Origin of the sequence: Sulfuricurvum sp. (assembly GCF_036279695.1) — a bacterium.
GTDB lineage: Bacteria > Campylobacterota > Campylobacteria > Campylobacterales > Sulfurimonadaceae > Sulfuricurvum.
The window spans coordinates 1-6,685 of record NZ_DASUIQ010000096.1; the positions used below are offsets into that span (position 1 = coordinate 1).

At 46.1% G+C, this 6,685-nt stretch carries 8 protein-coding genes; all 8 read right to left on the reverse strand.

The annotated features are described in order from the left end of the window. A partial coding sequence (locus tag VFW36_RS09430) for an FAD-dependent oxidoreductase (RefSeq protein ID WP_329658561.1) occupies positions 1–361 on the reverse strand: 361 nt, incomplete at its 3' end. 3 nt (positions 362–364) lie between these two features. Beyond that, complete coding sequence (locus VFW36_RS09435; RefSeq protein WP_329658562.1) at positions 365–796, reverse strand: 4Fe-4S dicluster domain-containing protein; 432 nt, start codon at positions 794–796, stop codon at positions 365–367. A 9-nt stretch (positions 797–805) separates the two neighbouring features. Next, positions 806–1,891 carry a nickel-dependent hydrogenase large subunit gene (locus tag VFW36_RS09440; RefSeq protein ID WP_329658563.1) on the reverse strand — a complete coding sequence of 362 codons (1,086 nt, stop codon included), beginning with the start codon at positions 1,889–1,891 and terminating at the stop codon, positions 806–808. Further along, a complete protein-coding gene (locus tag VFW36_RS09445; RefSeq protein ID WP_329658564.1) occupies positions 1,888–2,232 on the reverse strand; it encodes an NADH-quinone oxidoreductase subunit C in 345 nt (114 codons plus the stop codon). Before VFW36_RS09445 ends, VFW36_RS09440 begins: the two co-directional genes overlap by 4 nt. Then, positions 2,219–2,749, reverse strand: coding sequence for an NADH-quinone oxidoreductase subunit NuoB (locus tag VFW36_RS09450; protein ID WP_329658565.1), 531 nt, complete (start codon positions 2,747–2,749; stop codon positions 2,219–2,221). Before VFW36_RS09450 ends, VFW36_RS09445 begins: the two co-directional genes overlap by 14 nt. After that, positions 2,746–3,564 carry a complex I subunit 1 family protein gene (locus tag VFW36_RS09455; protein WP_329658566.1) on the reverse strand — a complete coding sequence of 273 codons (819 nt, stop codon included), beginning with the start codon at positions 3,562–3,564 and terminating at the stop codon, positions 2,746–2,748. The genes VFW36_RS09450 and VFW36_RS09455 overlap by 4 nt, the downstream gene beginning before the upstream one ends. Continuing rightward, on the reverse strand, positions 3,561–5,327 hold the full coding sequence (locus tag VFW36_RS09460) for a proton-conducting transporter membrane subunit (protein ID WP_329658567.1): 1,767 nt from the start codon (positions 5,325–5,327) through the stop codon (positions 3,561–3,563). The genes VFW36_RS09455 and VFW36_RS09460 overlap by 4 nt, the downstream gene beginning before the upstream one ends. A 1,020-nt stretch (positions 5,328–6,347) precedes the next feature. Next, positions 6,348–6,685, reverse strand: a 338-nt coding sequence (locus VFW36_RS09465) for a hypothetical protein (protein ID WP_414720287.1), incomplete at its 5' end; no start/stop codon positions are given.

The following is a 6,685-nucleotide window of genomic DNA, read 5'->3' on the forward strand; positions in this document are numbered from 1 at the left end:
GAGAACGGAAAGTTGCCGCATTCTCGATGTGTGAAATATCAAACAGCGATTTAGGAACCGAACCCGTCGCAATGATCAGTTTATCATAGTGAAATGCGGCATGTTCACTGAAAACCCGTTTTTGAGCGGGATCAATCGAGATGATTTTTTGATCCAGTTCCAGTTTCACTTTCGGGTGCAGTTCCAGCTCAATCGAATCAACACATGTGCAGTCTTCTACCAACTTACACAGATGGATACGATCATACGGAGGGTGTTTTTCATCAGAGACAATGAGTATCTCAGACTCAGGAGCACTCTCCATAAGGGTATTGGCAATATACACAGCGGCGATCCCGCCTCCTACGATAACAATGCGCATACGTTACTCCTCACTCTTGTTTTGAATTTTAGCCGATTTTTTCGCGGCCGCGTACGCCTCACGGCTTTGTTTGCATGCCTCTTCCCAGACGAACCACCCCTCATTCGCCCCCTCTTCTTTTAGCGCACTGAGTTGTTTTGTCTCGCTTTGCCACAACGCCTCTTGCGGTTTCGGGCAGGCACGGACACATTCGCCGCAGTAGATGCAGAGCCACGGGTTATAGCGATACGTTTTCGTCCCATCTTCATTCTGAAAAAAGAGGATCGCTCCCGGAGGACACACCTTCTCGCATTTATCACAAAAGATACACGCATCTATCCCGTATTCGATCAACCCCCGATACCCGCTCGGTAAAACAATCTCTTCGGCGGGATATTGGTGCGTTCGGATCGGTCTAAAAAGGTTCAAAAATGCCTCGATCATCGATTTAAACATCTGAGCCTCCTATTTCGCCGTACACGACATACACGGATCGAACGAGGCGAGGATGGCAGGGGCATCGGCATACTCGCTTCCTTTAAACACCTCCATCATCGCCGGAATCGCCGAAAAGGTCGGAGTTTTGATCCGAACACGATCCAGCATATTCTGACCGCTCCCCCGCACCAGATAAAAAAGCTCCCCGCGCGGCGCTTCGACGCGAACCACCGCTTCGCCGTTTGGTTTCCCTTTTGCCTTCTCCTGAATCTCTCCTACTGGGAGGTTATTCACGATATTTTGGCACATTTCTATCGAGTTCACAATCTCCCGTAAACGGACAAAATTACGAGCATAAATATCCCCCGTAGATTCAAGAATCATCTTGTATCCTATGTCCTCATACGGAAAATCACTCGTTTCGGCGCGAACATCAGTTGCCAATCCTGCCGCACGCGCCAACGGTCCCAGCGCATTGTAGGTATACGCATCTTCCAGACTCAGCACCCCTACCCCTTTGTATTTGAGCGAGAGTGACCAGTTGTTATCAAACAATCCGATCAGTTCATCAATTTTCTCCGACAACAATCCGAGGTTTTTATGGATCAATGCCACCAGTTCAGGGGTCAGATCACGGTTCACCCCGCCGATGGAGATATAATCAAACTGGACACGGTTCCCGCTGATCGCTTCTTGAACGTCCATGATCAGTTCCCGATCCCCCATAATCTGCATAAAGAGAGCTTCAAATCCTGCATTCTCCGCCGTATGGGCGAGACAGAGCATGTGTGAGTGGATACGGTCTAACTCCACCATGAGCATCCGCAGATATTTAATCCGATCATTGGCGACGTATCCCAACAGCTTCTCGGCGGCGAGAGTATAGGAGAGGGAGTGGGTGATAGCGCAGAGACCGCAGACACGGGCGACGACATACCCCACCTGTTTGAACTCGAAACTGCGGGTACATGCCAGCTCCACCCCGCGATGGACAAATCCGACATCGGCATCGACCCCGATGATCTTCTCATTCTCACACTCGAATTTAAACCGTATCGGCTCCAACAAAGAGATATGCTGTGACCCCAAAGGGATTTGGATCGTTTTTTTCATGATTCCCCCCGAAGCGGATGCGGCAATGAATCCTCATCGAGATAAAGCCCTCTCTCCGCACCTTCCACTTTAAGCCCGAACATATCAACGATTTCCCTCTCCCCCATAAATGCGGAGGGGATCAGAGTGACAATCGAGGGAACGGGAGTTTCGTAATCGCTCAGAGCATAATAGATGACAATCTCATCTTTCACCCCGTATTGGGAAAAAATCCATTGAAGCTCAATTTTCCCATCCCCCAAATCGATCCCGTTGACACTCAAAAAATGCCATTTTTTTGCTTCGTAAAACGCTCCGATGTCGCTTAAGAGCGTCGTGAGTGTCGTTTCAATCTTTCGCATGAGGTTCCACCTTTGTTGCCATATTGAGGCGGCTGAGTTTATTATGTATCGTCTCTATTGCACCGAAGAGTTTAAACGGTTTTTCGATCTCTTTGCTTTTCGCTTCGAGCACTTCCAGAGCTTTAACTATCGCATCGATAATAAGCTGCGGCGATGCGGCACATCCGGGGACATAGACATCGACGGGGATATAACGATCGATCCCGTCTTCGACGTTGTACATCCCCCGAAACACCCCACCCGTCGCCGTGCACGATCCAACCGCCACGACCACTTTGGGTTCGGGGATTTGGGAGTAGAGCTCGACGAGACGCTCACGGGAACGATAGGTCACCGGCCCCGTCACGAGGAAAATATCGGACTGCTTCGGATTACCCGTATTGATCACCCCGAAACGTTCCAGATCGTATTTGGGGGCGAGGGAGGCGAGGATTTCGATGTCACAGCCGTTACAGCTCCCCGCATTGTAGTGCAATACCCACGGTGATTTTTTCCTAAAGGAGCTAAAAAATTTCATAGGAGCACCCCCGCGAAATTGAGTACCGCCAGAGCCATAGCGACGGTGTAGATGATTTTCACCATCTGCGCAGGTCTCACACGGGCAGTCGCATTATCGACGAGATTAACGAGCAAAAAGACCCCCGCAACCAATACTGCCCCAAGCCAATGGGACTCCCCACCGAAGAGGTAAATAAAACTGTAGATAAAGATATATTCGAGAAACCGCGACATATACAAAAACTCGTAAAACACTCCGCTGTACTCGATCTCGACCCCGCCGACAATCTCCTGATGGGCTTCACCGACATCAAAGGGGGATTTTTTTACTTTGATCGGGACAATCATCAGCAATGCGGCAAACAACAACGGTAACTGCGTCAGGTAGCCGCCAGCTTTGAGGATCTGTGAAACCTCGAAACTTCCGCTCACCAGATACAATCCCACCGCCACCAAAATCAGTATCGGCTCATACGCCACCACCATCAGCAGTTCACGGTTTGATCCGATATGCGAATAGACGGAGCGAACGCTGTATCCCGCTAAAATGAGGAGCAGTTGAGCAAAGAGGTGGAGAAAAATGATATAGAGGAGATTCCATCCCAAAAAGATCGCCGCAATAGTAAACCATAAAACAAAGAAGTGGGCAACTGCAAGGAGAGCATGAGGAGCGTGGACGATCAGCGTCCGCTTATCGAGGAGTTTAAACATATCGTAAAACGGTTGTAAGATCGGAGGTCCCTGACGCCGCTGCATCCGAGCTCGCAATATCCGCTCTCCCCCATAGACCAATCCTCCTAAAATCGGAGCCAAAGCTATCCATACCCAAATCATGACAATGCTCCTACTATCGCTACGGCGACAAAGAGAATTCCAAAACCCCAATAGAGAAGCAACTGGACTTTGTTAGAGGGTTCATAATAAACTAACGCCGCATCAAACGGCTCTTTTTCACCGCAATGATACGGTTGTGAGCGATCATACCGATCCATCCGACGAATCAGGGATGGGAGGGCAAACACAAAGAGCATCGGTAATGCCAACAGTACGACGAAGATATTGTGTTGCATCATAATGTAGCCAAGCGCCCCGATCACAATAAAAAAACTCAGCAACACCAACGGCACATTAAAACCACTCGGAATCGCAATTGTCTCGGAAGCTTCAACATCGCAAGGGGCAGAGAGAAGTGCCGACGCCACTTTAAAATAGAGCAACACCATCAATGCACTTCCGACGATCAAGGAGAGGAGGATGATCAAATTGGAGGGGTGCTCTTTGAGCAGTGAGGCGATAGAGCTAATCGCAAAGAGTTTCCCCATAAACAAACCAAACGGCGGGAGGGTCAACGAGACAAACCCAAAGAGGATAAAACCCACGGTTTTGGGCGAACGGGTCACCATCCCTTTCATATCCTCAATATCTTTGGCGTGATGAAGACGCTCCAACACCCCTGCCGAGAGAAACAGCAACGCTTTGGAAAGGGCATGAAAGAGCATCAATGCCATGGCGAGGTTCATACTTTCCTGTGTTCCGATAGCCGCCAACGCCATCATCAGCCCCAACAACGCCACGGTGGAGTATCCCAAAATCTCTTTGAGCACCGAGCGTGAGAGTGCCAGATACGAAGCGCTCACGAACACCAACGCCCCGATGATCGAGATCAACCCCCCAACAATGCTCATCGCTAACGCAGGGGCAAGCTTTAGGATCAGATAGGGGGCGATTTTAACCATCGCCGCCGAATGGAGCATCGCGCTCACGGGTGTGGGTGCCACCATTGCCCCCAGTAACCACCCCTCGAACGGGATCGAAGCCCCCTTGACGAGCGCCGCCATCGAGAGGAGTGCGATAGCGAACAACACCATCCCCCCCGAATTTTGCAATAATGTATCAAACATCACGCTCTTAAACCCGATGATCGCGACCAATGCACCGAGTAAAATCACCACCCCCCCGATCTGATTCATCCAGAGGGCTTTGAGGGCATTGGCACGACTCACCTCATCATTTCTAAAAGCGATCAGCAGATACGAGGCGAGAGTCGTCATTTCGAAAAGGAAGAAAAAGAGGAGAATCGAATTGGCGATAACGATCAAATTCATCACCGAGAGAAACACCAGCAATCCACCGACGAAAAGACGCTTTTTGAGAGGAGAGGTCGGCTCATCCTCCATATATTTCACCGAATAGAGGACGATGATTCCCCCTACCCCGTTGATAATCAAAAACATAAACTTCGAGAGGCTATCCACCACAATCTCAGCCGATCCCGCTTCAGGGGCAATAGATTCGATGTATCCATACAATACTAACTGTACAGCTGCAAGCGCCATCACTTTGGGATGGTTAAAGAGCTTACCTTGATAAAAAAAGAAAAGAAGCAGCACGACATCCGCGGCAACAATCGCACCTTTTATCGTATGAGAAAGGTGAAACGTCAACATCTCAACGGCATTAAAAAGGGAAAAAGAGACAACGCTGAGGATGAATAAAACCGCTACGGCAACGGTGTATTGAGCCCTTCGATCAGGGAGTATCAGTAATAAGAATGCTGCCAAAATCGGCAATACTACAAGTGCTAATACCATATCCATCTGTATTCCTTTAGGAACGGCTATTGGATGATTATATCACAACAATGAATATAAAAATGTTACTAAAACAATTTTATTTTATGAAATTAAATTGGGGGAAATTTTAAGAAAGATGGTGGCGGGGGGGGGATAGGTTCCTAAAATTAAAGACATCCCATAAACCACGGACTTTCCGAAATTCCATAAAATTAGACAAACCTTAAAGTTGTCAATTCTACGCTTAATTTAGACTTAGAAAATTATAGATTATTTTGCCTGTGAGAACTCTAAAATTTTAATCTTTTACATAATTATTTCCACTCACAGGATTTTTTTTAAAAATGGATCTATACTTTCTAAACTATAAAAAATCCTGATGTGCTTCAGGTTGAAAAATAGCTTTTTTTGAAGATTTTTAGAAGTGGTGCGAGAGAGAAACAAACTTCCCTCTATTTTAGGGTTTGTTTCATTTTAATCGGTTTTATTGTTAAGTGTCTCTCGCCAAGAAACCAGTAAAAATCCTCCCGTATTGGAAAATACGGTGCTTCTCAAGCCTAAGATAATTTTTTAATTATTATGGTGTAGGAAGATAAGAGACTGACTTGATAGGAGTGAGGAAGGAATGCGGAACGATTCTCCTAAGGTATGCCCGGTGTGGTTGTTTGACGTTTCATAGAGGGGACTTAGACCAGCAAGTGTAGTATGAAAAGAAATTTGAAGTTTGGATAATGGCCCCGTCCCGACATATATGACTACGCAGTTTGAAGTTCAAGCACAAACTGCTCTATCGCTGATAGAATTTTTATTTCCTGATGTGGAATAGGGCAAGTTCTATCAGCACTGGAAGGATTTCAAAGAGATTTTCTGATACTTGGAACTTGACTGAGTATAAGAACTTTTTGCCTTTAACAATAAAAAAGTATCTGTAAGTTTGTTTGACTTTAAATCTGTGCTGATAGAACGAGGCAAAAAAAGGTGGAGAATAAATAGAATTAAGATAGATATATAGAGATAATATAAAAGTCCCAAAAACTTGAAAAATCAAGTTCTAGATAAATAATAATCTGTTATGCTCTCTCGCTTATGGTTCAACTCTTCACTGACAAAAAATTTTGCTTCTTGCTCTGAAAGTCCTTGCGAAATTTTCTCTTCATAAGTGTCTCTGGCATAGGTAAAACGCAAATCGTGGGATGAAATATCATATTCTTGTAAATCTCTATAATAGGTGCTTTTATCAATCAGGTCTCCTTCATAAGTTAAAATTCTCTGTTCCAGTTCATATGGGATGTCTTTATCTCCATAAGTGTGATTGCCTTTGCCTACCAAATCAGAGACAATTCCATTTTCAATATATTTTTCAGAATTTAAAATTAATTCAA

What these genes read in the sequence shown, in the direction of transcription:
- VFW36_RS09435 (WP_329658562.1), bottom strand. Translation starts at nt 796, where the DNA reads ATGTTTAAATCGATGATCGAGGCATTTTTGAACCTTTTTAGACCGATC.
- VFW36_RS09440 (WP_329658563.1), bottom strand. Translation starts at nt 1,891, where the DNA reads ATGAAAAAAACGATCCAAATCCCTTTGGGGTCACAGCATATCTCTTTG.
- VFW36_RS09445 (WP_329658564.1), bottom strand. Translation starts at nt 2,232, where the DNA reads ATGCGAAAGATTGAAACGACACTCACGACGCTCTTAAGCGACATCGGA.
- VFW36_RS09450 (WP_329658565.1), bottom strand. Translation starts at nt 2,749, where the DNA reads ATGAAATTTTTTAGCTCCTTTAGGAAAAAATCACCGTGGGTATTGCAC.
- VFW36_RS09455 (WP_329658566.1), bottom strand. Translation starts at nt 3,564, where the DNA reads ATGATTTGGGTATGGATAGCTTTGGCTCCGATTTTAGGAGGATTGGTC.
- VFW36_RS09460 (WP_329658567.1), bottom strand. Translation starts at nt 5,327, where the DNA reads ATGGATATGGTATTAGCACTTGTAGTATTGCCGATTTTGGCAGCATTC.